The sequence below is a fragment of the Monashia sp. HAY1-5C genome, from assembly GCF_056755255.1.
The window spans coordinates 1-26,050 of sequence record NZ_JBPGXG010000056.1 but is presented as its reverse complement, the minus strand read 5'-3'; the positions used below and the strand labels follow the sequence as shown (position 1 = coordinate 26,050).

Annotated in this window: 17 protein-coding genes; 8 read left to right on the top strand and 9 right to left on the bottom strand. The window is 73.8% G+C overall.

Features of this window, described 5'->3' with window-relative positions; all coding sequences use genetic code 11:
- Positions 1-119 precede the first annotated feature (119 nt).
- On the bottom strand, positions 120-1,151 hold the full coding sequence (locus ACR9ZK_RS10550) for an iron ABC transporter substrate-binding protein (RefSeq protein WP_481341859.1): 1,032 nt from the start codon (positions 1,149-1,151) through the stop codon (positions 120-122).
- Positions 1,152-1,368: 217 nt separating this feature from the next.
- Here ACR9ZK_RS10550 and ACR9ZK_RS10545 point away from each other — a divergent pair, with 217 nt between their 5' ends.
- Positions 1,369-4,116, top strand: a complete 2,748-nt coding sequence (locus ACR9ZK_RS10545) for a non-ribosomal peptide synthetase (protein WP_481341858.1) — start codon at positions 1,369-1,371, stop codon at positions 4,114-4,116.
- Here the strand turns inward: ACR9ZK_RS10545 and ACR9ZK_RS10540 are convergent.
- From ACR9ZK_RS10540 to ACR9ZK_RS10505, 8 genes are all read right to left on the bottom strand, one after another.
- The gene (locus ACR9ZK_RS10540; protein WP_481341857.1) at positions 4,091-5,920 is read right to left on the bottom strand and encodes a sensor histidine kinase; all 1,830 of its coding nucleotides are present in this window, start codon (positions 5,918-5,920) and stop codon (positions 4,091-4,093) included. The genes ACR9ZK_RS10545 and ACR9ZK_RS10540 overlap by 26 nt on opposite strands.
- On the bottom strand, positions 5,917-8,004 hold the full coding sequence (locus ACR9ZK_RS10535) for an ATP-binding protein (RefSeq protein WP_481341856.1): 2,088 nt from the start codon (positions 8,002-8,004) through the stop codon (positions 5,917-5,919). Before ACR9ZK_RS10535 ends, ACR9ZK_RS10540 begins: the two co-directional genes overlap by 4 nt.
- Positions 8,005-8,166: 162 nt before the next feature.
- Entirely contained in the window at positions 8,167-8,550 is a 384-nt protein-coding gene (locus ACR9ZK_RS10530) for a nitroreductase family deazaflavin-dependent oxidoreductase (RefSeq protein ID WP_481341855.1), read from the bottom strand.
- A 60-nt stretch (positions 8,551-8,610) separates the two neighbouring features.
- On the bottom strand, positions 8,611-9,780 hold the full coding sequence (locus ACR9ZK_RS10525; protein ID WP_481341854.1) for an acyl-CoA dehydrogenase family protein: 1,170 nt from the start codon (positions 9,778-9,780) through the stop codon (positions 8,611-8,613).
- Between the two features lie 63 nt (positions 9,781-9,843).
- A complete protein-coding gene (locus ACR9ZK_RS10520; RefSeq protein ID WP_481341853.1) occupies positions 9,844-11,067 on the bottom strand; it encodes an acyl-CoA dehydrogenase family protein in 1,224 nt (407 codons plus the stop codon).
- Between the two features lie 16 nt (positions 11,068-11,083).
- Entirely contained in the window at positions 11,084-12,118 is a 1,035-nt protein-coding gene (locus tag ACR9ZK_RS10515; RefSeq protein ID WP_481341852.1) for a phosphotransferase family protein, read from the bottom strand.
- 3 nt (positions 12,119-12,121) lie between these two features.
- Positions 12,122-12,889: a 3-oxoacyl-ACP reductase FabG gene (fabG, locus tag ACR9ZK_RS10510; RefSeq protein ID WP_481341851.1), complete on the bottom strand. Its 768-nt coding sequence runs from the start codon at positions 12,887-12,889 to the stop codon at positions 12,122-12,124.
- The gene (locus ACR9ZK_RS10505) at positions 12,886-13,686 is read right to left on the bottom strand and encodes an SDR family NAD(P)-dependent oxidoreductase (protein WP_481341850.1); all 801 of its coding nucleotides are present in this window, start codon (positions 13,684-13,686) and stop codon (positions 12,886-12,888) included. Before ACR9ZK_RS10505 ends, fabG begins: the two co-directional genes overlap by 4 nt.
- A 201-nt stretch (positions 13,687-13,887) precedes the next feature.
- On the opposite strand from ACR9ZK_RS10505, the gene ACR9ZK_RS10500 reads away from it, so the two are divergent.
- The 7 genes from ACR9ZK_RS10500 (at position 13,888) to ACR9ZK_RS10470 (ending at position 26,034) form a co-directional block, all read left to right on the top strand.
- A complete protein-coding gene (locus ACR9ZK_RS10500; protein WP_481341849.1) occupies positions 13,888-15,444 on the top strand; it encodes an ATP-dependent DNA ligase in 1,557 nt (518 codons plus the stop codon).
- 166 nt (positions 15,445-15,610) lie between these two features.
- The gene (locus ACR9ZK_RS10495; protein WP_481341848.1) at positions 15,611-18,898 is read left to right on the top strand and encodes a glycoside hydrolase domain-containing protein; all 3,288 of its coding nucleotides are present in this window, start codon (positions 15,611-15,613) and stop codon (positions 18,896-18,898) included.
- Positions 18,899-19,094: 196 nt separating this feature from the next.
- Entirely contained in the window at positions 19,095-20,921 is a 1,827-nt protein-coding gene (locus ACR9ZK_RS10490) for a glycoside hydrolase family 3 protein (RefSeq protein WP_481341847.1), read from the top strand.
- Positions 20,922-20,959: 38 nt separating this feature from the next.
- Positions 20,960-22,279 (top strand): exo-beta-N-acetylmuramidase NamZ family protein, encoded by a 1,320-nt coding sequence (locus tag ACR9ZK_RS10485; protein ID WP_481341846.1) that lies wholly within the window; start codon positions 20,960-20,962, stop codon positions 22,277-22,279.
- A gap of 42 nt (positions 22,280-22,321) precedes the next feature.
- Complete coding sequence (locus tag ACR9ZK_RS10480; RefSeq protein WP_481341845.1) at positions 22,322-24,064, top strand: serine hydrolase domain-containing protein; 1,743 nt, start codon at positions 22,322-22,324, stop codon at positions 24,062-24,064.
- A 4-nt stretch (positions 24,065-24,068) separates the two neighbouring features.
- A complete protein-coding gene (locus tag ACR9ZK_RS10475) occupies positions 24,069-24,977 on the top strand; it encodes a MurR/RpiR family transcriptional regulator (RefSeq protein WP_481341844.1) in 909 nt (302 codons plus the stop codon).
- A 97-nt stretch (positions 24,978-25,074) separates the two neighbouring features.
- Complete coding sequence (locus tag ACR9ZK_RS10470) at positions 25,075-26,034, top strand: N-acetylmuramic acid 6-phosphate etherase (RefSeq protein ID WP_481341843.1); 960 nt, start codon at positions 25,075-25,077, stop codon at positions 26,032-26,034.
- Positions 26,035-26,050: the final 16 nt, after the last annotated feature.

Here is a 26,050-nt window from a genome sequence, read left to right as displayed (position 1 = left end):
TCCGTCGTCGGCAGCGTCAGATGTGTATAAGAGACAGCCCGCGCGGGGGGTGTCGGGGCGGTCGGCTCGGCCGCGGGGCCGTTGGCGGCCGGCAGCGGGCTCGTCGGCGTGGTCGTCACCTAGAGGATCCCCGCCTTCGTCATCAGCTCGATGACCTTCGGGCCGTTGAGCGTGAACGGGTCGATCTTCGGGGCCTGCAGCGAGTCGAGCGGCGGCAGCGCCGGGTCCGAGGCCACGCCGGTGCCGACGGCGTACTCCTTGGCGTCGGTCGTGCCGAGCACCTGCTGGCCCTGCTTGCTCGTCACGAACGCGAGGAACTTCTGCGCGTCGGCCGCGTGCTTGCTGCTCTTGAGGACGCCGCCGCCGGAGAGGCTGACGAAGGCACCCGGGTCCTCGTTCTTGAAGTAGTGCAGCTTGGTGTTGCCACTGCTCTCCTTGTCGAGGGCCTGGTCGCGGTACCAGTAGTAGTGGTAGATGACGCCCATCGCCGACTGGCCGGAGTTGACGGCCTTCATCGTCGCGATGTTGTTCTGGTAGATCTTCGCGCCCGACTTCAGGGCCGCGAGCCACTGGGAGGTCTTGGCCTCACCCTGGGTGGCGAGGACGGCCGAGACGATGGCCTGGAAGTCCGCACCGCCCGCCGCCGCACCCCACGTGCCCGCGAACTCCGGCTTGGCGAGGTCCATGAGGGACGTCGGCAGCTGCGACTCGGAGATCTTGCTCGGGTTGTAGACGAGGACGGTCGAGCGCGCCGCGATGCCGACCCAGTCCTTCGACGAGGGGACGTACTGCGGCCCCACCTGGCCGAGGGTCGCGGCGTCGACCGGGGCGAGCAGACCCGCCTGCTCGACCGTCGTCATGGCCGGCGAGTTCTCCGTCAGGAAGACGTCGGCGGGCGAGCTCGCGCCCTCCTGGACGATCTGGGCGCCCATCGACGAGTCGTTGCCGTAGCGCACCTGCACCTGGATGCCGGTCTTGTCCTGGAACTGCTTGCCCCACTCCTCGGTGAGGTTCTTGTGCTGGGCGCTGTAGATCGTCAGCTTCGACGCGTCAAGGTCGCCGCTCGCCTCGAGGCTGCCGCCGCAGGCGGCCAGGCCGAGAGCTGCCGCGAGGGTCGCGGCGAGGACGAGGGCGGTGCGGCGGCGCGTCACGGCGGGGCTCCTGGTGGCGGGTCTGGTGGCGGGTCTGGGGCACGGGTCGGGCACGGGTCTGGCACGGGTCTGGCACGGGTCTGGCGGTGGTGCTCGCCACGAGTCCGAATTACGCAACGACCTCGTGACCTAAAGCAGGCTAACGGACGCCGGGGCGTCGGCCGAAACCGGGGGCCGCACTTGCATTAGGTATGCCTAACCTTATTGACTACGGCCCGTGACCGCGACCGCCCTCCCGCTCGAACGGGCCGCTGCCCTGCCCGGGCTCGCGTGGGTCCACGGCCTCGCCGCGCACGGCACCCGGACCGCGTTGCACACCGACGCCGGCCCGGTCAGCTACGCCGAGCTCGCCCGACGCGTCGACGCCGTGGCCGAGCGCCTCGCCGGAGCGCGCCGGCTCGTCCTCGTCGAGGGTCGCACCACCGTCGAGACCGTCGTGGCGCTCCTCGCCGCCCAGCGCGCCGGGCACGTCGTCCTCCTGGCGGCGGCCGGCGAGGCCGCGCAGCGGGTCGGGGCCGCCTACCGGCCCGACATCGTCCTCGACCCGAGAGGCCGGGTCGACGTCCGGCGGGAGGCCTCGGCCCACGACCTGCATCCCGAGCTCGCGCTCCTGCTCAGCACGAGCGGGTCGACCGGATCGGCCAAGCTCGTGCGCCTGTCGGCCGCCAACCTCGCGGCCAACGCCGCCCAGATCGACGCCGCGCTCGGGATCCGGCCCGACGACTGCGCGGCCCTGACGCTGCCGCTGACGTACTGCTACGGGCTGTCCGTGCTGACCACGCACCTCGCGCGGGGCGCGTCGGTCCTGCTGACCGACCGGTCCGTCGTCGACGAGTGCTTCTGGACGCAGTTCCGGGCGGCGGGCGCCACGACGTTCCCCGGCGTGCCGCACACCTTCGCGCTGCTCGAGCGCAGCGGCTTCGCCGAGCGAGACCTGCCGACGCTGCGCTACGTCACCCAGGCCGGCGGACGCATGGACGCCGAGCGCGTCCGCCGCTTCGCGCGCCTCGGGCAGGAGCGCGGCTTCGACCTCGTCGTCATGTACGGGCAGTGCGAGGCGACGGCCCGGATGGCCTACCTGCCACCCCACCTCGCCGCGGCGCACCCCGACACGGTGGGGGTGCCGGTGCCGGGCGCCTCGATCGAGGTCGAGGACGGCGAGATCGTCTTCCGCGGGCCGAACGTCATGCTGGGCTACGCGCGCGAGCCCGGGGACCTCTCGCTCGGGCGCACCGTCGACGTGCTGCGCACCGGCGACCTCGGCGAGCTCACCCCGGAGGGGCTCGTCCGGGTCACCGGCCGGCGCGCCCGGTTCGTCAAGGTGCTCGGGCACCGCGTCGACCTCGACGCGCTCGAGTGCCGGCTGCGCCAGGAGGGCCACGACGTGCGCTGCGCCGGTCGCGACGGCCTCGTCGCCGTGGCCGCGAGCGGTGCCATGGCCGCGCCCGCACGCGAGTCGCTGCGCCACCAGGTGATCCGCACGTCCGGCGTGCCCCGGGACGCCCTGCGGGTCGTGCCCGTGGCCGAGCACCCGGTGCTGGCCTCCGGCAAGCCGGACTACCCCGCCGTGCTCGCACTGGCGTGTGCCGACTGCCCGGCGCGCCCGGATGCCGCGGCCGACGCCGGTCCCGAGCGTGCCGTCGCGGGCCTCTACGCACGGCTCCTGCAGCGGGACGTCGCCGCCGACGCGACCTTCGTGTCCCTCGGCGGGGACTCGCTGTCCTACGTCGAGGTGTCCATCCGGCTCGAGGAGCTCCTCGGACGGCTGCCGGCGGCCTGGCACGTGACCCCGGTCGCCGAGCTCGAGCGGATGCACACCGCTGCCCCCGCCTCCTCCCCCACGCCGGGGGCGCGGCGCGCGCAAGCCGGCGCATCGGCCGCACGCAGGCCGAACTCGTCGTCACGCAGAGGGTCTCGCACACTCGCCGACCGGATCGCCTGGCGCACCGTCGAGACCGGGGTCTGGCTCCGCGCCCTCGCCATCGTCCTCATCGTCGGCACGCACGCCGACCTGTTCTCGTTGCAGGGCACCGCCAACGCACTGCTCGTCGTCGCCGGCTACCAGCTGGCCCGGTTCCAGCTGGCCGACCCCGACCGCCGCCGGCGCGCCCGGCGCGTGCTCGGGGCGGCGGCCCGCATCGCCGTGCCGGCGCTCGTCGTCATCGTCAGCGCGCACGTGCTCGGCGGGTACTACGAGACGCGCAACCTCTTCCTCGCCAACTGGGTCTTCGGGCAGGAGAGGCTCGGGCCGCCGTGGCGGTTCTGGTTCGTCGAGGCGATCGTCGTGGCGCTCGTCGCCGTCGCCGCCCTCACCGCCTCACGGCGCGTGGCCGCGCTCGACGGGCGTCACCCGTTCCGGCTGCCGCTGGCCCTGAGCGTGGCGGCGTTCGTCCTGTTCCGCCTGCCGATCCTGCCGCTGCCGGTCCCGCGCATGCAGGGATCGGCGCTCGTCGTGCTCCACCTGTTCCTCCTCGGCTGGGCCCTCGCCCGAGCGGCGACGCCCGTCCAGCGCCGGGTCGCCACGGTCGTGGCCGTCGCGATGATCGGCACGTTCTCGTTCAACCCCGCCCGGGACGGCCTCACCGCCGCGTTCGTCCTGCTCCTGCTCTGGCGCCCCGTGAGCCGCATCCCGGCCGTGCTCGTGCCGCTCGTGCAGGTGCTGGCCGCCGCGTCCCTGCACATCTACGTCATCCACTGGCAGGCCCTCGAGGTGCTCTGGGGCCACCCGGTGCCCGCCTTCCTCGGGTCGATGGCGCTCGGCCTCGCCTACTGGTGGCTGTGGACGCGCCCGCTCACGGCGCTGTGGGCCCGCGCCTCCGCCGGCGTCCGCACCCGCGTCCTCGGCACCGGCCCCGGCCCCGGCCACGGCAAGAGCATCCGCAGCGGCAGCGATCGCCCCCGGGCCGGTGACGGCGCGGGCGCCACCGCGCAGCCGTCCGTCAGGAGACCGGTAGCAGCAGGGTGACGCTCGTGCCGCGACCGAGCTCGGACTCGACCTCGAGCCGGCCGCCGTGGCGCTCGACGACCCGGTGCGCGATCGACAGGCCGAGCCCGGTGCCCGGCACCTTGAGCCCCTCGGGGTTGGTGCCGCGGAAGAACTCGGTGAAGAGGCGCTCCTGGTCATGGGCCGAGATGCCGATGCCGTCGTCGGCGCAGGTCAGGACCAGCCCCTGGTCGCGGTGCTCGAGCGAGACGGTGACGACGCCGCCGGCTCGGGTGAACTTCACCGCGTTGCTCACGAGGTTCTGCACGACGCGCTCGAGGTCGCCGGCGCTGCCCCGGACCACCGGGACCGCCGGCGGCTCGGCGAAGGTCAGCGCGACCTCCTGACCGTCGGCCCGCGGCCGGAACATGTCGACGACGTCGCGGGTCAGCTCGCCGAGGTCGACGTCGGTGAAGGGCATCGCCCGGTCGGGGTCGCTGACCCGCGACAGGGTCAGGAGGTCGTCGACGAGCACCTGGAGGCGCTCGGTGTTGCGTTCGATGACGCCGAGCGACCACGCGAGGTTCTCGGGCTCGCCACGGAGCAGCTCGACGTGCCCGACGATCGAGGCGAGCGGGTTCTTCAGCTCGTGCGACACCGTCGAGAACAGCTGGGTGCGACTGCGGTCGGCCTCGCGCAGCTCGTCCGCGACCCGGCGCTCGGCCGCGTAGAGCCGCGCGTTGCGCACGGCCCGGCCGAGGTCACGCGCCATCTCGAGGGCAGCCTGGGTCTCGGCGGCGGTCCACGACGCGTCGCGCACGCCGCGGACCGCGGCGAGGTAGCCGTAGCAGGACGACCCGGAGCCGATCGGCGCGAGCAGCAACGACCCGGCCGACGCCGCCGTCAGGAACTCGGACGCGAGCGCGACGTCGGCCTCGGACCACTCGCGGGCCGGCTCGGCGCGCCCCGGACGGGCCACCGCCACCTCGCCCTCGTCCCAGAGCCGGGCACTGAGCCGGCGGGCGAGGTCGACGAGGGAGGGCGCGACGACGGCCTCGCCGCTGCGCGCCGACACGCTCTCCCGCTCGTCGTCGCCCTGGACGCCGAAGATCCGCAGCCACAGGGTCTCCGAGGCGAGGCCGGCGGCGATCCGCGGCGCAGCGACGTCGACGACGCGGGCCGGCTCGAGGTCGTCCTGGGCGATGCGGGCCACGGACTTGACGGCCTCCCCGAGCCGGACCCGCTCGGTCAGCGCGTGACGCTGGCGTGCCGCCTGGATCGCGATGCCGGTCTGGTTGGCGAACAGCTCGAGCACCGCCCGCTGGGTCCGGTCCGGGCGGCGGCCGCTCAGCGGCAGGTCGACCGACAGGATGCCGAGCAGGTCGCCGACCGCGTCGAGCAGCGGCGCCACGAGCGTGTCCTCGGGGTCCCACGCGTCGGGGTCGTCGGCGTCAGGGCGCCAGTCGGTCGACACCCAGCCGTCCTGGGCGCCGGCGGGCAGCCGGTCGGCCGGGACGAACCGCAGGCTCCCCCACTCCTCGGCCACGGCGAACTCGGCCTCGATCGCGTGGCGGGGCGTGCAGCGGCCCATGAGCTGCGCCTTGGCGCTGTCGTCACCGGCGACCGCCACGACGACGAGGTCACCCGTCGCGTCGTCGACGACGCTGATCGCCGCGACGGTGAACCCGACGACGTCGGCCGCCCCCTCGACGACCATGTCGAAGAGGCTGCCGAGGTCGTCCTGGGCGCTGACCCGGTTCATCAGCTCGGTGAGCCGACGCAGGGCCCTGACCTCCCACGTCTCGTCCTGCACCAGGTCGACCCGGGCCGGCCCGTGGCAGGTCATGCCGTCGCCCCGGTCGCCCCCGCCGGCAGGGCCGGCAGCGTCACGGTGAACGTCGCGCCGGCACCCGGCGTCGACACGACCTCGATGGTCCCGCCGTGGCCCTCGACGATGGCCCGGACGATGGACAGGCCCAGGCCCGTGCCCTGGATCGCCTGGTCGGTGGCCGTCTTGGACCGGTAGAACCGGCGGAACACCTTCTCGAGGTCCGCGGACGGGATGCCGATGCCCGAGTCGCGCACGACGAGACGGGCGGACGGCCCGATGCCATCGGTACCGGCGGTCGCCACGGCCGGACCGTCGGGGGAGGTGGTCGGGTGGCCGTCGCCCGCCCGCAGGGACACCTCGACCGAGCCACCGTCCGGCGTGAACTTGACCGCGTTGGACAGCAGGTTCATCGTGACCCGCTCGAGCGCGACGGGGTCGCCCCGGACCCACAGCGGCTTCGCGGCGATGTCGATCGACAGGTCGAGGTCCCGCCGCTCGCTCAGCGGCCGCAGCCCGTCCCAGGCCTGCGCGACGACGTCGGCGAGGTCGCAGCGACGCAGGTCGAGGTCGAGCCGGTCGGACTCGATGCGGGAGTTGACGAGGAGGTCCTCGATGAGCTCGAGCAGGCGCCGGCCGTTGCGGTCGATGCGGGCCACGAGGTCGCGCTGGCGGGTCGTCAGCTCGCCGGCGGCGCCGTCCTCGAGCATCTCCGCGTAGCCGAGGACGCTGGCGAGCGGCGTGCGCAGCTCGTGGCTGACCGACGACACGAAGTCGTTCTTCGTCTGGTCGAGGGCGGTGAGCTCCTCGACGACCCGCCGCTCGCGGTCGAGCGCGGCACGCGCCTCCGTGACGTCGACACCGGTCTTGACGAGGTGACTGGGCCGTCCGAGATCGTCGGTGAGCCACCGGTTCGACCAGACGACGTGCCGACGGCCCCCCTCGGGCCGCAGCCACTCCTGCTCGTCGGTCGACGGGAAGTCGTGGTCGCGCAGGTGCGCGAACCGTCGTCGCAGCCGCTCACGGCCCTCGGCGACCGGGAAGAGCTCGGCGGCCTCGAGCCCGACGAGGTCCTCCTCGCGACCGCCGATCCACTGGGTGGCGGTGCGGTTGACCCGGTCGATCCGGCCGTCGGTGTCGACGACGACGATGGCGCTCGCGGCGGTGTCGAGGACGACCGCGGTGAACTGGGCCTCCCTGCGCAGCTCGCCGAGGGCCCTCCGGCGCTGGGTGGCCCCCACGGCGAGCGACAGCGTCGTGATGGCGGCGGTCGCGAGGAAGGCCTGGGTCAGGGCTCCGACGGCCGTCGGGCTGACGTCTCCGCGCTCCCCGGCCGCGGCGAAGGGGCCACCCCCTTCGCTCGTGGCGACGACGGCGACGGCCCCCACGACGAGCAGCTGCCCGGCCACCACGCGGAGCCCCTGGCGGGTGGCCGCCCACGCCAGGGCCGGCAGGGGCAGGAAGGCGAGGGGCAGGGGCTGCCCGGGCCGGAAGACGAGGACGGTCATGCCGACGACGAGCACCATCTGCGCGACGTCCTCGAGACCGAACGGGCGGGCCCGCGCCGTCACCGCGGCGATGCCGAGCGGCCCGATGACGAGCACCGCTGCGGTGTGCGAGGCGGTGACGGCGTAGGCGGTCGGGAAGAAGGTGCCGTGCAGGCCGACGACGGCGATGACGCCGGTGAGCACTCCGAACGTCAGCGCGCCGGCCACCGTGCTGACGAGGAGGCCGAACAGGTCCTCCATCGACGCGAGCCGTGGCCGGCGGCCCCCGCGGGTCATGAGCCGGTGGACGACGAAGGCCTCCAGGGCGTTCGCCACGCCGAACGCCGCGGACACGAGCGCCGACCGCCCGCCGTAGTAGTTGGCCAGGCCGCTCGCGACGACGACGCCGCCGACGAACACCGCGGCCCGCCGGCGGTCCGGGCCGCTGACGAGGAGGAACGCCACGGCGATGCCCGCCGCGGGCCACCACACGGCGACGGTGGAGTCGGGCGGCGCGAACCGCACCGCCGTCACACCGAGGACCACGACGCCGAGCAGCGCGACGAGAGCCGTCGCGGTCCAGCCCCGGCGGCTCGACAGGATCGAGGTCAGCACCGCGTCCCGCCGCCCGGGTGCTCGACGGTGTGCCGGCGGAGGGACGGTGGTACGCGGGGCTCGGGGATCGTCGCGCGGGCCACGCCCCATCCTTGCGCACGGCGGCGCGATACCGGGGCAAAACGGACGCAGCGCAGGCGTGTCGCCGGGCGCCGGCGCCGCTCAGGCAGGCTGACGCGTCAGGCGGAGGAAGCCGCCCTCCGGGTCCTGGCGAGCCAGCATCCGGCGCAGGACCGGCCCAGCCGCGTCGAGCGCGACGTCCTTGCCGACGAACGTCGGGTCGGTGCAGGCCCACTCGCGGCCCTTCCATCGGACGGTGCAGCCCCCGGCCGCGCGGGTGTTGCGCACCCAGTCGGTGCGGCGCCCCCACGGCAGCGCGATGACGAAGGCGTCCGGCGTCGTGATGACGGCCACCGGGACCGCGTACTCGGTGCCGCTTCGTCGGCCGCGGTGCCGCAGCACCGCCCACAGGGGAAAGAACCGGTGACCCGCCGCGCGGACGGCGAACCGGTTGAACGTCTTGACGTTGGCGGGAGGATCGGGCACCCGTCCAGCATGCCCTCCGGGACGGGCCGGTGGGGTGCGGGCGCGGCCGGGTGCGGAGGCTCAGCCGAGGTGGCCGCGCACCGAGGCGTGTCCACGCAGCAGGTTGCGCGCGATGGTCCGCCGCTGGATCTCGTCGGTGCCCTCGTAGATCCGCAGCAGTCGCAGCTCGCGGTACCACCGCTCGACCGGGAGCTCGCGGGTGTAGCCCATGCCACCGTGGATCTGGAGCACCCGGTCGACGATCTCGTTGGCGCGCAGGCCGCCGTACAGCTTGGCCATCGACTGCGCCTGCCGTGAGTCGAGGCCACGGTCCACCTGCCAGGCGGCGACGAGCACGAGCCACCGCAGGGCCTCGATCTGCACCGCTGAGTCGGCGATCATCCACTGGATCGCCTGCCGGTCGGCGATCGGCTCGCCGAAGGTGACGCGGGTGCGGGCGTGCTCCATGGCCATCTCGACGAGCCGCTCGCAGGCGCCGAGGGCGCGCGCCGGCAGCATGTACCGGCCCTTGCCGATCCACCGCATCGCCAGCTCGAAACCCCGGCCCTCCTCGCCGAGGATCGCCGAGTGCGGGACCCGGACACCGTCGAAGACGAGCGCGGCCGGGCCCCACTCGCCCATCGTGTCGATCGGTCGGCTCTCCCAGCCGCGGTCGCGGTCGACGAGGAAGCACGTGACGCCGCCGTCGGCGCCCTTCTCCTTGTCGGTGACGGCGAAGACCATGACGAAGTCGGCCTCGTGGCCGCCGGTGATGAACGTCTTCTCGCCGGTGATGACCCACTCGTCACCGTCGCGGCGCGCGCTCGTGCGGATCGCCCGGGCGTCGGAGCCGGCGCCCGGCTCGGTGATGGCGAACGCCGAGCGGCGGGTGCCCTCGATCGTCGGGCGCAGGTAGCGGTCCTGCTGCTCCGGTGTGGCGCTGAAGAGGATGTTGTCGGCCTCGCCGGCGAACCGGAAGGGCACGAACGAGCGCCCGAGCTCGACCTCGACGAGGGCGGCGGCCAGGGCTCCCAGGCCCATGCCGCCGTACTCCTCGGGTGTCTGGATGCCGAAGAAGCCGGCGCCCCGGGCCTTGTCCTGCAAGGGCTTCAGGACGTTGCCGGGCAGGCCGCGCTCGCCGCGTCGCTCCCGCTCGAGCACCTCCGGCTCGAGGGGCTGGATCTCCTTGCGCACGAAGGTGCGCACCCAGTCCCGGATCTCGCGCTCCTCCTCGGTGAGGTCGAAGTCCATGACGCGTCCTTCCTGCCCGGCGGTTGCGGGGGCGTGGTCAAGGGATGGTCTGCAGGCGGGTGCTCACGGGGTGCGGGCGTGCCGCCGCAGCTCGGCCCTGGCGAGGGCGTTCTTGTGCACCTCGTCGGGACCGTCGGCGAAGCGGAGGGTGCGAATGGCGGCGAAGGCGGCCGCGAGCTCGGTGTCCTGGCTCAGGCCGGCGGCCCCGTGGGCCTGGATCGCCTTGTCGAGGATCCACTCGACGGTCCTCGGCGTCGCGATCTTGATGGCCTGGATCTCGGTGTGGGCGCCCTTGTTGCCGACGGTGTCCATGAGCCACGCCGTCTTGAGGACGAGCAGACGCAGCTGCTCGATGCGCACCCGCGACTCCGCGACCCAGTCGCGGACGACGCCCTGCTCCGCGAGCGGGCGGCCGAAGGCGACCCGCCCCGACACGCGCCGGCACATGGCCTCGACGGCGACCTCGGCCAGGCCGATCGAGCGCATGCAGTGGTGGATGCGGCCCGGACCCAGGCGGGCCTGGGCGATGGCGAAGCCGTCCCCCTCTCCGGCGACGAGGTTCGTCGCAGGCACGCGCACGTCGGTGAAGCGCAGCTCGGCGTGGCCGCCGTGGTCGTGGTCGTCGTAGCCGAAGACCTTCATGCCGCGGACGACCTCGAGGCCGGGGGTGTCGCGGGGCACGAGCACCATCGACTGCTGCCGGTGCCGGTCGGCATCGGGGTCCGTCTTGCCCATGACGACGAAGAGGCGGCAGTCGGGGTTCATGGCGCCCGTGATCCACCACTTGCGCCCGTTGACGACGTAGTCGGCGCCGTCGCGCCGGATCGACAGCTCGATGTTCGTCGCGTCGCTGCTCGCGACGTCGGGTTCGGTCATGGCGAAGGCCGAACGGATCTCCCCGCGCAGCAAGGGGTCCAGCCACTCGGCCTTCTGGGCATCGGTGCCGAACTGTGCCAGCACCTCCATGTTCCCGGTGTCGGGCGCCGCGCAGTTGACCGCTGCGGGGGCCAGCCGGATGCACCGTCCGGTGGCCTCGGCCAGCGGCGCGTACTGGAGGTTGGTCAGCCCGGCGCCGTGCCGGCCGGGGAGGAAGAGGTTCCACAGGCCGCGCTCACGCGCCTCGGCCTGCAGCTCCCGCAGGGCGGGGACCCGGCTCCAGGCCCAGCGGTCCTCACCCGCGGCCAGCTGCGCGTCGAAGGTCGGCACCGTCGGCGCGACGCGCGCGTCGACGAACGTGCGCAGCTCGGCGAGCAGCTCGAGGGTACGGGCGTCATGGGCGAAATCCATCGGTAGTCCTTGTGGCTCAGGCCTCGTCGAGGGCGCGCAGACCCGCCGCGACGAGCGGTGCGGTGGCCTCGCCGATGTGCGCGAAGCCCTCGCCCACGGTCTGGCCCTTCGTGTAGCGGTAGTGGATGCCCTCGAGGATCACGGCGAGCTTGAAGTAGGCCAGCCCGAGGTGGAACGACAGGCTCGACAGGTCGCGGCCGCTGGCCTGACCGTAGCGGGCGAGCAGCTCTGTGCCGGTCGGGAAGCCGGGCGCACGCGAGACGTCGCTGACCGCGCCGGCGCCGACGGTCTCGGGCAGGCTCTGGTACGCCTCGAGCAGTGCGACGTCGGTGAGCGGGTCGCCGAGGGTCGCCATCTCCCAGTCGAGCACCGCGGTGACGGTGTCGTCGTCGTCGACGAGGAGGTTGTCGAGCCGGTAGTCGCCGTGGACGACCGACGCCGCGCCGGACGCGGGTACGGAGGCGGCGAGCCGGGCGTGGAGGTCGTCGATGCCCGGCAGGTCGCGGCTGCGTGAGGCGTCGAGCTGCTGCCTCCAGCGCCGCACCTGCCGCTCGAGGAACCCCTCGGGCCGGCCGAAGTCGCCGAGTCCGACAGCCTCCGGGTCGACGGCGTGCAGGTCGACGAGGGTGTCGACCATCCGCTCGGCGACCAGCCTGGTGCGGTCCGGCCCGAGCGCCGCCAGGTCGGAGGCCCGCCGGTACGGCGTGCCGGCCATGTGCTCCATGACGTAGAACGGCGCACCGATGACCTCGTCGGTGGCGCACACCGCGTAGGTCTCGGGCACGGGCACCGGGGTGTCGCGCAGCGCCCGGACGACCCGGTGCTCGCGCACCATGTCGTGCGCGGTGGCGAGGACGTGGCCGAGCGGCGGCCGGCGCACGACGACGGTGCGGACGCCGTCACCCACGACGTACGTCAGGTTGGACTTGCCGCCCGCGACCACGTGGCCCGTCAACGGCCCGGCGAGCAGCCCGGGCGCCTCGCGCGCCAGGAACGCGGCCAGCGCGTCGAGGGGCAGCCCGGGCGGGTCGGCGGGGACGGGGTCGGTCACGCGTTAGTCCTTCGGGCCGCCGGCCACGTAGATCACCTGACCGGACACGAACCCGGCCTCCTCGCTGACGAGGAACGAGGCCGTGGCGGCGATGTCCTCGGGCTGGCCGACGCGCCCGACCGGGATCTCCTTGGCCGCCCCCTCGAGGAACTGCTCGAAGGTGATGCCCATCCGCTGGGCGGTCTGGCGCGTCATGTCGGTGGCGATGAACCCCGGCGCGATGGCGTTGGCCGTGACGCCGAACCTGCCGAGCTCGATGGCGAGGGTCTTGGTGAAGCCCTGCAGGCCGGCCTTGGCGGCGGAGTAGTTGGCCTGTCCGCGGTTGCCGAGGGCCGAGGTGGAGCTGAGGTTGACGACGCGACCCCACCCGGCCTCCACCATGTGCTTCTGGCACGCCCGGGTCATGAGGAACGAGCCACGCAGGTGCACGCCCATGACGGCGTCCCAGTCGTCGGTCGTCATCTTGAAGAGCATGTTGTCGCGGATGATGCCGGCGTTGTTGACGAGCACCGTCGGCGAGCCGAGCTCGCCGGCCACCCGGTCGACGGCGGCCGCGACACCCGCCTCGTCGGAGACGTCGACGCCGACGGCGAGGCCGCGCCCACCCGACGCCTCGATCTCGGACACCACTGCCGCGCAGGCGGACTCGTCGAGGTCGAGGACGGCGACGGCGATGCCGTCCGCGGCGAGCCGCCGGGCTACCGCCGCGCCGATGCCGCGTGCGGCACCGGTGACGACGGCGGTGCGGGTGGTGCTGGGCTGGTCGGTCATGCCTTCTCCTGCGTCGACGTGGTGCTGGTGGGGTGGGGCTGCTCGAGCTTCTGCTGGAGCCGGTTCATGGCCGCCAGCCACGCGTCGGGGTGCGTGGCGCGCTGGACCTGGTAGTCGGCGACCTCGGGGTGCGGCAGCACGAGGAAGCGGCCGTCGCGCATGGCGTCCCACAGCGCCTCGGCGACGGCCTCCGGCGTGACCACGGCGTCGCGGGTCAGCAGGTCGCGAAGCGGTCCCGACTCCCCGAGCATCCGGGTGTCGACGCCCTGCGGGCAGATCGCGTGGACGGTCACGCCCCGGTGGCGGTAGGTGGCGTCCAGCCACTCGGCGAAGGCCACGGCCGCGTGCTTGGTGACCGAGTAGGGCGCGTCGCCGAGCATCGTCAGCAGCCCGGCGGCCGACGCCGTGACGACGAACCGGCCGGGCACCTCGGCCCGGAGCCACCGCGGCACGAGAAGGCGCGCGGCGCGGACGTGGGCGAGGACGTTGACGTCGAGGGCCCGCGCCCAGACGTCGTCGGGCGCGTCGAGGCCCAGACCGGTCCCGATGCCGGCGTTGGCGACGAAGAGGTCGACGCGTCCGAGGTGCGCGAAGGCCGCGTCGAGGAGCGCGCGGTTGCCGGCGTCGGTGGACACGTCGGCGATGACGGGGCAGGCGGCCACCTCGCGGGCCACCTGCTCGAGCGCGTCGGCGTCGCGGTCGCACACGACGACGTGCCAGCCCTCCTCGACCAGCCGGGCGGCCACGGCACGGCCGATCCCCCGGGCTGCCCCGGTGACGACGGCGGTGTCGGTCATGACGGCTCCTCGCGACGGACTAAGCGCTTGCTTACCTTGGCGTCGCGAGGCCGTCCGCGTCAAGTGAGGACCGCCCGCGCCGGGACGGTGCCGCAAGACGTGTCGCAGGCCGTGTCGCAGGACGGGTCGCAGGCCGGGTCCAGGACGGGTCGGCACGGCGGGCCGCTGGCCGGTGTCGGTGCGACCGGGCAGGATCGGGGCATGCTCCTGTCCGACGTCGTCGACACCTCGCGCGCCGTCGCGGCCACGTCGTCGCGCACCGTCAAGGTCGAGGCCCTCGCCGCGTGCCTGGCCCGCGCCGCGGACGAGGGCCCGGACACCGTGGAGGTCGTCGCCGCCCACCTGTCCGGCGTGCTGCCGCAGCGACGCCTCGGGGTCAGCTGGCGCGGCCTGCAGGCGCTGCCCGAGCCCGCCGACGAGGCGACGCTGACCGTCCTCGAGGTCGACGCCGCAGCCACCACCCTGGCCGGCATCGGCGGGTCGGGCTCGGCCGCCGCCCGGTCCTCGGCCGTCCGGGGCCTCTTCGCCCGCGCCACGGCCGACGAGCAGCGCTGGCTGCGCGGCCTCATCACCGGCGAGACCCGGCAGGGCGCCGGTGACGGCGTCATGCTGCAGGCCATCGCGAAGGCCGCCGGGGTCCCCGACGCGGCCGTGCGACGGGCCGTCATGCTCGCGGGCTTCACCGGTCCGGTCGCCCGTGCCGCGCTCGACGGTGGAGTCGACACGCTCGAGGCGATCACGCTCGAGGTCGGGCGCCCGCTGCGGCCGATGCTCGCCGGCTCCGCGCCCGACGTCGCGGCCGCGCTCGCGACGCTCGGCGGTGAGGTCCTCGTCGAGACCAAGCTCGACGGCATCCGGCTGCAGGCCCACGTCGACCGACGCACGAGTCCCGGCGTCGTGCGCCTCTTCACCCGGACGCTCGAGGAGGTCACGGACCGGATGCCCGAGATCACCGACGCGCTGGCCACGCTCGACGTCGAGACCGCGGTCCTCGACGGCGAGGTCATCGCGCTCGGCGAGGGCGGCCGGCCGCGGCCGTTCCAGGTCACCGGCGCCCGCACCGCGAGCACGGCCGACGTCGAGCGACTGCGCGCCGAGGTGCCGCTGACCCCGTTCTTCTTCGACCTGCTCCACCTCGACGGTCGCGACCTGCTCGACGAGGCGGCGCGGGAGCGCTGGACGGCACTGGCCACGACCGTCCCGGCGGCGTGGCTCGTGCCGCGCCTGGCCACCGACGACGCCGGCGCCGCGTCGGCCTTCTTCACCGACCTCGTGGCGGCCGGCCACGAGGGCGTCGTCGTCAAGGACCCCGACCTGCCCTACGCCGCCGGTCGGCGCGGACCGGGCTGGGTCAAGGTGAAGCCACGGCACACCCTCGACCTCGTCGTCCTCGCCGTGGAGTGGGGCAGCGGCCGGCGCCGCGGCTGGCTCTCGAACATCCACCTCGGGGCCCGCGACGCCGACACCGGGCAGCTCGTCATGCTCGGCAAGACCTTCAAGGGCATGACCGACGAGATGCTCGCCTGGCAGACCCGGCGCTTCCGCGAGCTCGCGATCGAGGACCCCGACACCAGCGAGTGGGTCGTGCACCTGCGGCCCGAGCAGGTCGTCGAGATCGCCTTCGACGGCGTCCAGCGCTCGAGTCGGTACCCCGGCGGCATGGCGCTGCGTTTCGCCCGCGTCCTGCGCTACCGCGACGACAAGCCGGTCGAGGAGGTCGACACCGTGCAGACCGTGCGGTCCCTCGCCGGCTGGTGACCGCCCGCGAGCACCAGCTGCTTTGCCCGGTTTCGCCTGTTTTGGCCAAGGTTGGCGGGGTACTGTCCTGAGGCGCAGGAGGTCGGTGTGACCCCTGCGGTCACGACACGACCCACGGCGCCGCCGGCACGGCCGCGCGCCGTCGGGGTGCGGAGGGTCCGGTTGCATGCGTTTCCGATGGATGGTCCGGTCCGGACCGACGACGACCTCGTTCCTGCTGGCCCTGGCCCTCGCGGCCACGCTCCTCGGCGGCCCCGTGCCCGTGGCGGCCGCCTCGGCTGCCATCGCCACGTCGGCCGCGTCGGCTGCCCCGGCCCGGTCGGCTGCGCCAGGTGCGCCGGCCCGGTCGGACGCGTCGGTGCGCACGACACCGGCACCGCGTGACGTCACCTACCGCGGCGTCACGCTGCGGGTCCCGGCCGGCTGGCAGGTCGTCGACCTCGACGCGGACCCCACCCGGTGCCTGCGGCTCGACGTCAACGCCGTCTACCTCGGGCAGCCCGCCGCGCAGCAGGACTGCCCCGCGCACCTCGTCGGCCGCTCGGACACCCTGTGGCTGCACCCGACGACCGCGCGTGACACCCGCTCGACGACGACCCGGTCCACCACGGTGGGGGCGCTGACCGCGCACACCTCGCGCAACGCCGTCGGCCGCACCAAGCAGGTCCGGTTCACGACGCCAGGCGTCACGGTCGACGCGGCGTGGAACGGTGACGAGGCCGCCGTCGACGACGTGCTCGCCACCGCGAGGCCGGCCACGAGCCGCCCGACGACGGGTCCCACCGGCACGACGCCGACGGCTGCCACCCAGCGGGTGAGCCGCGCGCGGACGCGTCCGGCCCTCGCGGCCCTCGCGGGCACCACGACCTCGGGAACGGCGGCCTCGAACGGCTTCACCGGCATGGGTTTCGACACGTGTGCCGCTCCCTCGCTCGCCACGATGCAGCAGTGGTACGCGTCCTCCCCGTACCGGGCGCTCGGGATCTACATCGGCGGGTCGATGCGCGCCTGCGGCGACGGCAACCTGTCGTCCTCGTGGGTCGGCCAGGTCACCGGCGCGGGCTGGGGCCTCGTCCCGATCTACGTCGGGGTGCAGGCACCGTGCGTCAACCAGTCGAACCTGGCCACGATCGACCCGGCGAAGGCCGCCGCACAGGGCGCCGCGAGTGCCGACGACGCGGTCGCGCGGGCGCAGACGTTCGGTCTGGGGTCGGGCACGCCGATCTACTACGACATGGAGGCCTACGACACGACCGTGAGCGGCTGCACGCAGACGGTGCGCACGTTCCTCACGGCGTGGACCACCGAGCTGCACCGCCTCGGCTACCGCTCGGGCGCGTACGGCAGCACCTCCTCGCTCATGGTCGACCTGTCGAACGCCGTCGGCACGAGCGGGTTCACGCCGCCGGACGACGTGTGGTTGGCGCACTGGAACGGCCTGCAGACATTGTCGGACGCGGCGTCCTACCCGGCCTTCAAGGACTCGTACTGGGCCTTCGGGCAACGCATCCACCAGTACCGCACCGTCACCGAGACGTGGGGCGGCGTCAGCCTGTCGATCGACGCGAACTGGGTCGGCGGCCACGTCGCGGGCACGCCGGTCCCGGTCGACTACGGGCCGGGGACGTACGGCCCCGGCGGCACGTCGTTCGTCTTCACCGGCTCGATGGCCTACTGGTACCCGGCAGCGCCGCAGGGCCTGCGTGCCCGCGCGTACGTCACCTACGCCAACGGGGCCAAGGAGTCGAACGGCGCGACGTGGTCCCCGCAGCTGGCCTCGGGGCTGTACGCCGTGACCGCGGCCATCCCCCCGACGAAGGCGCCCGCCCGCGCCACCTACACGCTGTCCGACGCCGACGGCTCACGGGTGCTGACCGTCGACCAGGCGACGGCAGGTCCCTCGGCACCCCTCGGCCGCGCCCGGGTCGCTGCCGGGCGGCCGGCGAGCGTGCACGTGGGCGACAACGACCTCAGTCCCACCCCGAGCCCGACGTCCGCGACCGTCGGCGTCGACGCCGTGACCTTCTCACTCGTCGCGACGGCGCCCTCGGCACCGACCGGCGTCACAGCGTCTCCGGGCGACACGCGCGCCACGGTGCGCTGGTCGGCGGCGACCGACAACGGCAGCCCCGTCTCGGCCTACACGGTGACGGCCTCCCCCGGTGGTGCGCGGGTCACGACGAGCGGGTCCGCGCGCTCGGCCGTCGTGCCCGGTCTGGCCAACGGCACCGCCTACACGTTTACCGTCGCCGCGACGAACGCCGCCGGCACGGGCCCTGCCTCGACGCGCACGCCGGCCGTGACGCCGCTGCCGCACGGCCACCTCGTCCCCGTCGCCCCGGTACGGCTGCTCGACACCAGGGTCGGCACGACGAGCAACCCGGTGCACACCGCCCTGGGACCCGACGCCGCGCTGACGGTGCGGGTCGCCGGCGTCACGGGGTCGCCGGTGCCCGCCGGGGCCCGGTCGGCAGCGGTCAACCTCACGGTGAGCTCGCCCCAGGCGACCGGCTTCCTCAGCGTCGACGCGACGGCGGGCGCGGGGACGTCCACGACGAACTACGCCCGCGGACAGACCGTCACCAACCTCGTCCTGAGCCGGCTCACCTCCAGCGGCACGATGACGATCGTCAACCACTCGGTGGGCACGGTGCACGTCACGGCCGACGTCGAGGGGTACGTCACGGCATCCGGCACGCTGCACCAGTGGGTGTCCCCCGCCCCCACGCGGATCCTCGACACGCGCATCGGGACGACGAGCAACCCGACCCGCACCGCCCTCGCGCCCAACGGGTCGCTGACCGTGCGTGTCGCCGGCGTCAGCGGATCGCCGGTCCCGGTCGGGGCCGTCGGGGCCGCCATCAACCTCACGGTGACTTCGCCCCGGGCCGCCGGCTACCTGAGCGTCGACGCCGGTGCAGCCACGGGCACCTCGGCCACCACCTTCGCCACCAGCCAGACCGTCGCCGACCTCGTCGTCAGTCGCCTGTCCTCCGGCGGCACCCTGACGATCGTCAACCACTCGGCGGGCTCCATCCACGTCATCGCCGACGTCGAGGGGTACCTGGCCGCGTCCGGGACGTCGAACCAGTGGGTGTCGGTGACGCCGATGCGCCTCGTCGACACGCGAGTCGGGACCGCGACCAACTCGGTGCGCACCGCCCTCGCGGCGGAGGCCGCCCTCACGGTCCGCGTCGCGGTCCCGGGCTCGCCGGTGCCCGCCGGGGCCACGGCCGCGGTCCTCAACGTCACGGTGGTGTCGCCGCAGAAGCCGGGCTTCCTCACCGCGGACTCGACCTCGGGTGGCGGTACGTCGACGGCGAACTTCACTCCCGGCCGGACCGTCGCCAACCTCCTCCTGTCGAGGGTCGCGGCCGACGGCACGGTGAGGGTCGTCAACCATTCGGCGGGCACGGTGCAGCTCGTCGTCGACGTTCAGGCCTATCTGCACTGACCCATCTGCCTGACCCATCTGCCTGACCCATCTGCACCGACCCATCTGCACTGACCCGGCCACGGCTCGACCGGGCAGGCCACCGGACAGACCACGGGGGCGGCGTCGCCCCATGTGTTGCCGACCCCCCAATCCGTAGGTAAGTTCCGCTTTGACAGCAGAACACGTGAATTGTTCACACCCCTTCGGAGGCGCCATGTCCATGTCAGAGCTGTCCCGCCGCACCGTCCTCGCCGGGGGGCTCGCCGTGGCCGCGGCCGGCACGGCCGCCGGCCAGGCCCGCGCCGCCAGCGCGGCCCCGCGCGCCGCCGCGGCGGCCGCTGCCGGCGAGGAGGGCTGGGTCACCTCGACGCTGAGCCGGATGACCCTCGAGGAGAAGGTCGGCCAGCTGTTCATCCAGAACGTCTACGGAAGGGACGCCACGACTCCCGACCAGCGCAACGTGCCGCTCTACGGTGTCGCGAGCCCGGCCGAGGTCGTCCGCAAGTACCACCTCGGTGGCGTCATCTACTTCGCGTGGACCGACAGCGTGCAGAACCCTGACCAGATCGTCGGGCTGTCCAACGGCCTGCAGCGGGCCGCCCTCGAGCAGCCGACCAGGGCGAAGGTGCCGCTGCAGGTCGCCGTCGACCAGGAGCAGGGCGTCGTCACCCGCATCGGGCCGCCCGCCACGCAGTTCCCCGGCTCGATGGCCCTCGGCGCCGGTCGCAGCGCCCCCGACGCGCGGACCGCCGCGGCGATCACCGGTCGCGAGCTGCTCGCCATGGGCGTCAACACCGATTTCGCGCCGGTGTGCGACGTCAACGTCAACGCCCTCAACCCCGTCATCGGGACGCGGTCCTTCTCCTCGCACCCCGACCTCGCGGCACAGCTCGTCGCCGCACAGGTCGCGGGGTACCAGCGCGACGCCGGCATCTCGTCCTCGGCCAAGCACTTCCCCGGCCACGGCGACACGGCCACCGACAGCCACGTCGCCTTCCCGGTCATCACGCACACCCGCGAGCAGTGGGAGACCATCGACGCCCCGCCGTTCCGGGCCGCCATCCGCGAGGGCATCGACATGATCATGACGGCGCACCTCGCGTTCCCGGCCCTCGACGACTCCGGCGACCCCGCGACGCTGAGCCACCCGATCCTCACCGGCGTGCTCCGCGAGGAGCTCGGCTACGACGGGGTCATCGTCACCGACTCCCTCGCCATGCAGGGCGTGCGGGACCGGTACGGCGACGCCGAGGTGCCCGTGCGGGCCCTGCTGGCCGGTGCCGACCAGCTGCTCATGAGCCCGGCGATGGACGACGCCTACGCGGCGGTCCTCGCGGCCGTGCGCAGCCACCGCATCCACCCCTCCGACCTCGACGCGAAGGTGCGACGCGTCCTGCGCCTCAAGTACCGGCGCGGCGTCGTCGCGCAGCCGTACGCCGACCCGGCGGGCGTGACCCGGGTCGTCGGCACGCCCGCCCACCTCGCCGCCGCCGACGAGGTCACCGACCGCACCACGACGCTCGTGAAGAACGACGCCGGGGTCCTGCCCGTGGCTGCCGCGGGCAAGAAGGTCCTCGTCACCGGCTACGGGGTCACGACGACGGCCATCCTCGCCGCGGGCCTGGCCGACAAGGGCGCCACGGTCCAGACGGTCGAGACCGGCAGCTCACCGACCGACACCAGGGTCGCCTCGGCGCTCGCCGCTGCGAGCGGCAAGGACCTCGTCGTCGTCACGACGATGAAGGCCTGGGACACCACCGTCACCGACCCCCGCGCCGGTCAGCAGAAGCTCGTGCGGCAGCTCGTCGCGTCGGGCGTCCCGGTCGTCGTCGTCGCCGTCCGCGACCCCTACGACATCGCGTACCTCCCCGAGGCACAGACCTACCTCGCGACGTACTCCTACAGCCCGGTCGCGATCCAGGCCGCCGCCCGGGTGCTCACCGGCGAGGTGTCACCCACCGCGACGCTTCCCGTCGACATCCCGGTCGAGGGCGACCCGTCGACACCGCTCTACCCGTTCGGCCACGGCCTGACGTACTGATGCGCCGCCCACGCCCCGCAGGATCGGAGAGACCCACGATGACCCGCTTCAACCGCCGCCAGCTGCTCACCGCCGGAGCGCTCACCGCCATCGCCGTGCCTGCGAGCGCCGCGGGTCCGGCTGTGTCGCAGCCCTCGTCGGTCAGCACCGACGGCTACCCGGCCAACCCCGTCACGCCCGGTGCCGACCGGGCCGCCGGGTCCGGATGGTCGGTGCTGCGCGGCCAGAAGGTCGGGGTCATCACCAACCCGACCGGCATCCTGACCGACCTGCGCACCGTCGTCGACGACATGCACGAGTCCGGCGCCGTCGACGTCGTCGGCGTCTTCGGGCCCGAGCACGGCTTCCGCGGCACCGCCCAGGCCGGCGACTCCGAGGGCACCCACACCGACCCGCGCACCGGCATCACCGTCTACGACGCGTACGGCGCCACCGTCACGACGCTGACCTCGATGTTCCGCGCCGCCGGCGTCGAGACCGTCGTCTTCGACATCCAGGACGTCGGGGCCCGGTTCTACACCTACATCTGGACGATGTACACGGCCATGCGCGCGGCCGTCGCGGTCGGCGCCCGCTTCGTCGTCCTCGACCGGCCCAACCCCGTCGGCGGCACGGCCTGCGGTCCGATGATGACGACGCCGTACACGTCCGGCGTCGGGGCCAAGGAGATCGTCCAGGCGCACGGCATGACCGTCGGCGAGCTGGCGCGCTTCTTCGACGCCGAGTTCCTGCCCGCCGATGCCGGGGAGCGCCTCTCCGAGCTGACCGTCGTCGAGCTCAACGGCTGGCGCCGCGACGTGCCGTTCGCCGCCACCGGCCTGCCGTGGGTCATGCCGAGCCCGAACATGCCGACCCCCGACACCGCACTCGTCTACCCCGGCACGTGCCTGTTCGAGGGAACCAACCTCTCGGAGGGGCGCGGCACGACCCGGCCCTTCGAGCTGCTCGGCGCGCCCTTCGTCGACCACCGCTGGGGCGAACGCGTCGCCGCACGCGGGCTGCCCGGCGTCCGCGTCCGCGAGGCGTACTTCACCCCGACGTTCAGCAAGCATGCCGGCGCCGTCTGCGGCGGCATCCAGCTGCACGTCACCGACGCATCGGCCTTCGACCCCATCCACACGACCGTCGAGTTGCTCGTCGCGCTCAAGGCGCTCTACCCGGACTTCGCCTGGCGCTACGACTCCTACGACCCGCGGAGGCCGTACTGGGTCGACAAGCTGACCGGCTCGCCGCGGCTGCGCACGCAGGTCGACGCCGGGGCACCGGCCGACGAGGCCGTCGGTGCGTGGCGCGAGGAGCTCGCCGCCTTCGACGCCCGACGCCGCCAGTACCTGCTCTACGGCGGCCCGGCGGCCTGACCGCACGCCACCGGCCACCCCATCGGACAATCCAGGAGTGACATGCGCCTGCGCACCCTCGTCGCCGCACCCGTCGCCGCCCTCGGCGCCGTCGCCCTCGCGAGCACGCTCGTGACCGCGGGGCCGGCCACGGCCGACGACTTCGACAAGCCGGACCGCGGGTTCGCCCCGCCGAACACCGTCCTGTCCGACGCCGGCCCGCAGAGCCTCGGGCTCGACCCGGCCCCCATCGCCGAGGCCGTCGCGCAGGTCCACGCCCACGAGCAGCCCGACGCGTCGGGGCACCCCCTCTTCGCCGGCGCGGTCGGGATCATGGGCCACGAGGGCGGGATCGTCGAGCGCGACGCGTCGGGCTGGGCCCTGCGGTACGCGGACGCGACGACCGAGCTGCCGCGCGAGCAGTGGGTGCCGATGCGCACCGACACGATCTTCGACCTCGCGTCGGTGTCCAAGCTGTTCACCTCGCTCGCCGTGGTGCAGCTCGTCGAGGAGGGCAGGGTCGCGCTCGAGGAGCCGGTCGCCACCTACCTGCCGGAGTTCGCCGCGAACGGCAAGGAGGCCGTGACCGTGCGCCAGCTGCTGACGCACACCTCCGGCTTCACCTCGTGGCTGCCGCTCTGGAGCAGGTACCCCGACAAGGCCTCGCGCATCAAGGCCGTCATGGACCAGCCGCTGACCAACCCGCCGGGCAGCACCTACCTCTACAGCGACCTCAACCTCATCACGCTCGGGGTCATGGTCGAGACGCTGCGAGGGGCGCCGCTCGACCGGGTGGTCCACGACCGCATCACCGCGCCGCTCGGCATGACCGACACCGGCTACAACCCCACCGACACGAAGCGCACGGCGGCCACCGAGTACCAGGCGAGCCCGCCGCGCGGCCTCGTCTGGGGTTCGGTGCACGACGAGAACGCGTGGTCGCTCGCCGGCGTCGCGGGCCACGCCGGCGTCTTCTCGACGGCCGACGACCTCGCCCGGCTCTCGCAGGCGCTGCTCAACGGCGGCACCTACGAGGGTCACCGGATCCTGTCCCGCACCAGCGTCGAGTCGCTCATCACGAACTTCACCGGCGGCTTCCCGGGTGACGACCACGGCCTCGGTTTCGAGCTGAACCAGCGCTGGTACATGGACGCCCTGTCGGGCCCGCGCACCGCCGGCCACACCGGCTACACCGGCACCTCGATCGTCATCGACTTCAGCAGCCGGTCGTTCGCGATCCTGCTCACCAACCGGGTGCACCCGTCGCGAAACTGGGGCTCGGTCAACGGCGCCCGACGGGAGTGGGCGCACGGGCTCGCCGCGGCGATGGGCATCCGGCCGAAGCACGGCGACACCGCGTGGTTCACCGGCGGCGAGAACGCCACCACCTCGACCCTGACGAGCCGGCCGCTCGCCGTGCCGGAGGCCGGTGCCCGGCTCGGGTTCGACCTGTTCCTCGACACCGAGGAGACCGACCTGCTGCACCTCGAGCGCTCCACCGACGGTGGGACCACGTGGACGCCGCTGCCGTTCGAGCTTCGCGACCGGGGCACGACGGTCACGGCGGACGGCGTCGTGGCCGGGTCCGGAACGCGCCGCTGGGTCCAGGCGCGCGCCGACCTCCCGGCCGGAACGCAGCTGCTGCGCTGGCGCCACGTCACCGACGCCGGCTACCTCGGGCGCGGGGTCGCCGTCGACGACGTCGAGGTGGTCGGTCCGGGCGGCGTCCTCCTCGACGCCGAGAAGTCGCCCGGCGCGTTGACGCCCGACGGGTGGGTGCTCCGGGGTCGCGAGACCGTAGCGTAGGCGCATGCCCAGGACCGAGGACGGCTCCTCGCAGCCGGACCAGCCGGGACGACCCGCCGCGGCGCCGCTGCTCATCCGGCTGCGAGGAATCCGTCCCTCCCTGTCGCCCGCCGAGGACCGCGTCGCCGAGATCGTGCTCGCCGACGCGCGGCGGGCCGCCGGCCTGACGATCAGCGAGCTGGCGGGCGCCGCGCGGACGTCCGAGACGACGGTGCTGCGGTTCTGCCGACGCCTCGGCCTGCCGGGCTACCCGCGGCTGCGCCTCGCCCTCGCGGAGGAGTCCGCCCAGCCGCGCAGCCTGACCCGCGGCGACACCGACATCAGCGCGGGCGACACCATCGACGACATCATCGCCAAGGTCGCCTTCACCGACGCCAGCGCCGTCGAGGAGACGGCCCAGGGGCTGGACCGCGACGCGTTGACGGCCGCGGCGGCGGGCATCGCGAGGGCCGGACGCGTCGACGTCTACGGCATCGGCGCCTCGGCCATCGTCGGGACCGACCTGCAGCAGAAGCTGCACCGCATCGGCATCGTCGCGTTCGCGTGGAACGACCCGCACATCGCGCTGACGAGCGCGACACTGCTGCGCAGGGGTGACGTCGCCGTCGGCATCTCCCACTCCGGCACGACGGCCGAGACGATCGAGGCGCTCGCCGCGGCGCGCTCGACGGGAGCCACCACGGTGGCCGTCACGAACTTCCCCCTGTCCCGGCTCGCCCAGGGCGCCGACCTGCTGCTGACGACGGCGGCCCGCGAGACGAGCCTGCGCTCGGGCGCCACGGCGAGCCGGATCGCCGCGCTCACCGTCGTCGACTGCCTGTACATCGCTGTCGCACAGCGCAACCTGCGCCGGGCCCGCAAGGCGGTCGCCGAGACGCGGGAGGCCGTCGCCGGCCACCACGTCGTGGACTGACGCGCCTTCCCTGCCCGGTCGCCGAGGCACTCTTCGCGATGGATGTGACTGATTTACACCATTGACGCCTATCGCGTAGGAAACTAACCTCGCCACCGTGAGCAACGAGGTGACTGTGGACGCCCCCACCGAGAAGCGCCATCCGGGCACGACGTCCATCGACACCGACACCTCGCTCGGCATCCTCCAGGCGCTCAACGCGGAGGACGCCACCGTGGCCGCCGCCGTCGCCGCCGTCCTGCCCGAGCTCGCCCGCCTCGTCGACCGGGCCGTGGAGGCACTGCGCGCCGGCGGTTCCGTGCACTACTTCGGCGCCGGGACGTCCGGCCGCCTCGCCGTCCTCGACGCCGCGGAGCTGCGCCCCACCTTCAACGCCCCCGAGGGGCTCGTCGTCGCCCACCACGCCGGCGGCCCGGCCGCCCTGCTGGAGGCGGTCGAGAACGTCGAGGACGACGCCGGCCTCGGGCGCGCCGAGGCGGACGCCCTGGGGCCCGGCGACGTCGCCATCGGGCTCACCGCGTCGGGGCGGACGCCGTTCGTGCGCGGTGCGCTCGAGCGGGCTCGCGAGGTGGGCGCTGTCACGGCGCTCGTCACCGCCAACCCGGACGCCGAGCTCGCCGCCCTCGTCGACCACGTGCTGGCGGCCCACACCGGCCCGGAGGTGCTCACCGGCTCGACCCGCCTCAAGGCCGGCACCGCCCAGAAGCTCGTCCTCAACTCGTTCTCGACCGCACTGATGATCCGGCTCGGCCGCACGTGGTCCAACCTCATGGTCGACGTGGTCGCCACCAACGCCAAGCTGCGCGGCCGTGTCCTGCGCATCCTCCAGGAGGCGACCGGCGCCGACGAGGCCTCGGCCCGCGGCGCCCTCGACGCCGCCGACGGCGAGCTCAAGACCGCGCTGCTGTCGATGCTCGCGCACGTCGACGCCGCGACCGCCCGGACCGCGATCGAGGACCACGAGGGCTCGGTCGCCCGCGCCCTCGCCGCGCTCGCGCCTGCCACCGCGCCCGCCCCCGATGCAGCAGCCCGTCCCCTGTCTCTTATACACATCTGACGCTGCCGACGACGGA

Coding starts and splice junctions, on each gene's coding strand:
- ACR9ZK_RS10540 (WP_481341857.1), bottom strand. CDS start 5,920: ATGACCTGCCACGGGCCGGCCCGGGTCGACCTGGTGCAGGACGAGACG.
- ACR9ZK_RS10525 (WP_481341854.1), bottom strand. CDS start 9,780: ATGGACTTCGACCTCACCGAGGAGGAGCGCGAGATCCGGGACTGGGTG.
- ACR9ZK_RS10520 (WP_481341853.1), bottom strand. CDS start 11,067: ATGGATTTCGCCCATGACGCCCGTACCCTCGAGCTGCTCGCCGAGCTG.
- fabG (WP_481341851.1), bottom strand. CDS start 12,889: ATGACCGACCAGCCCAGCACCACCCGCACCGCCGTCGTCACCGGTGCC.
- ACR9ZK_RS10505 (WP_481341850.1), bottom strand. CDS start 13,686: ATGACCGACACCGCCGTCGTCACCGGGGCAGCCCGGGGGATCGGCCGT.
- ACR9ZK_RS10500 (WP_481341849.1), top strand. CDS start 13,888: ATGCTCCTGTCCGACGTCGTCGACACCTCGCGCGCCGTCGCGGCCACG.
- ACR9ZK_RS10495 (WP_481341848.1), top strand. CDS start 15,611: ATGCGTTTCCGATGGATGGTCCGGTCCGGACCGACGACGACCTCGTTC.
- ACR9ZK_RS10490 (WP_481341847.1), top strand. CDS start 19,095: ATGTCCATGTCAGAGCTGTCCCGCCGCACCGTCCTCGCCGGGGGGCTC.
- ACR9ZK_RS10485 (WP_481341846.1), top strand. CDS start 20,960: ATGACCCGCTTCAACCGCCGCCAGCTGCTCACCGCCGGAGCGCTCACC.
- ACR9ZK_RS10480 (WP_481341845.1), top strand. CDS start 22,322: ATGCGCCTGCGCACCCTCGTCGCCGCACCCGTCGCCGCCCTCGGCGCC.
- ACR9ZK_RS10475 (WP_481341844.1), top strand. CDS start 24,069: ATGCCCAGGACCGAGGACGGCTCCTCGCAGCCGGACCAGCCGGGACGA.